The 1383-nt window shown below is 62.7% G+C and carries 1 protein-coding gene; it reads right to left on the reverse strand.

The annotated features are described in order from the left end of the window. Positions 1-266: 266 nt before the first annotated feature. The gene (locus CQ13_RS15240; RefSeq protein WP_057843686.1) at positions 267-1298 is read right to left on the reverse strand and encodes an IS110 family RNA-guided transposase; all 1032 of its coding nucleotides are present in this window, start codon (positions 1296-1298) and stop codon (positions 267-269) included. Positions 1299-1383: the final 85 nt, after the last annotated feature.

Below are 1383 nucleotides of genomic sequence, written 5' to 3' on the forward strand. Positions count from 1 at the left end.
CATGTATGGACGGCCCCCTCTCGGCAAGGGTTTTCTTGGTGTTTCAGCAAGCGATCGGGGAGCGGTCATGTATACGGCCTCTGAATGCGGCTATTTGACCGCGGCCCTGATGGAGAACGCAGATCGAATTCCAATCATTGCGGCGCGCTATGACGCGCGATGACGTGTCGGAGTGTTTCGATCCCGGTTTCCTGACCATTTGCCATCACACCTTGATTGCCCTTTCCGACTGGATGAGCGCGAGCGCGGCGGCTGTCGCCCCTCGATCAGGCAGCAGCCGACGCGCTCGCGCGGTCGCGGTAAGCTTCTCCTTTGGCCAGCATGGCCCAGATGATCCGTGCCGTCTTGGCGGCGAACGCCACCATGGCGACCTTGTAGGGCCGCCGAGCCAGCAGCTCGCGCAGCCAGGGATCGCTGACGCCGCGCCGCTTCTGCTGCCGCAGATAGGCGTTGGCGCCGTTGATCAGCAGCGTGCGCAGGACACGGTCTCCCTGTTTGGAGATGCGGCCGGGACGGTGCTTACCCCCGGTGCCGTGATCGCCTCCGGTCAGTCCCACCCAAGCCGCGAAGTCACGGCTGGAGCGGAACACCTTGGCATCGGAGACCTTCGCCAACACCATGCTGGCGATGATCGGACCGACGCTGGGTGCCTCCATCAACCGGCGGGCTTCTCGATCGCAACGTGTGGCCTTCACGATCTGCTTCTCCAGCGCCCGCTCGTTGGCATCGAGCGCCTGCCATTGCCCGACCAGCATAAGCAGCGCGTTCCGCATCATCTCTGGGATCTCCTCGCTCGGCGCTTCGAGCCTGGCCATCAGCTCATACAGTCCCTTGTGGCCCTGCGCCGCCACGATCCCCAGCTCGCTCAACTGTGCCCGCAACGCGTTCGCTACCATCGTTCGCTGCTTCACCAGCAGCGCCCGCGTGGTGTGAACCGAAAGCATGGCCTGCTGCTCAATGCTTTTTACCGCAACAAACCGCATCGTCGGCCGGCTCACCGCCTCGCAGATCGCCTCCGCGTCGCGTCCATCGTTCTTGTTCCGCTTTACGTACGGCTTCACATAGGCCGGCGGCATCAGCTTCACATCGTGGCCATAACCGCCGATCACACGAGCCCAATGATGCGCGCTCCCACACGCCTCCATCCCCACCGTGCAGGGCGCCAGCTTCGCAAAGAATTTCTCCACCGCACCGCGTCGGAGCTGGCGCTGCAAAACTACCTTCCCCGAAACATCAATCCCGTGGACCTGGAATACGTTCTTCGCCAAATCCAGCCCAATCATGCTAATCTCGTCCATGGACGGCTCCCTCGTCTGGTCGAATTGACATCACCAGTCTGGCACATCGATGCCGTCGGGGGCCGTCCACCCCATCATTGCGAGC

Origin of the sequence: Bradyrhizobium retamae, from assembly GCF_001440415.1 — a bacterium.
GTDB classification, from domain to species: Bacteria; Pseudomonadota; Alphaproteobacteria; order Rhizobiales; family Xanthobacteraceae; genus Bradyrhizobium; species Bradyrhizobium retamae.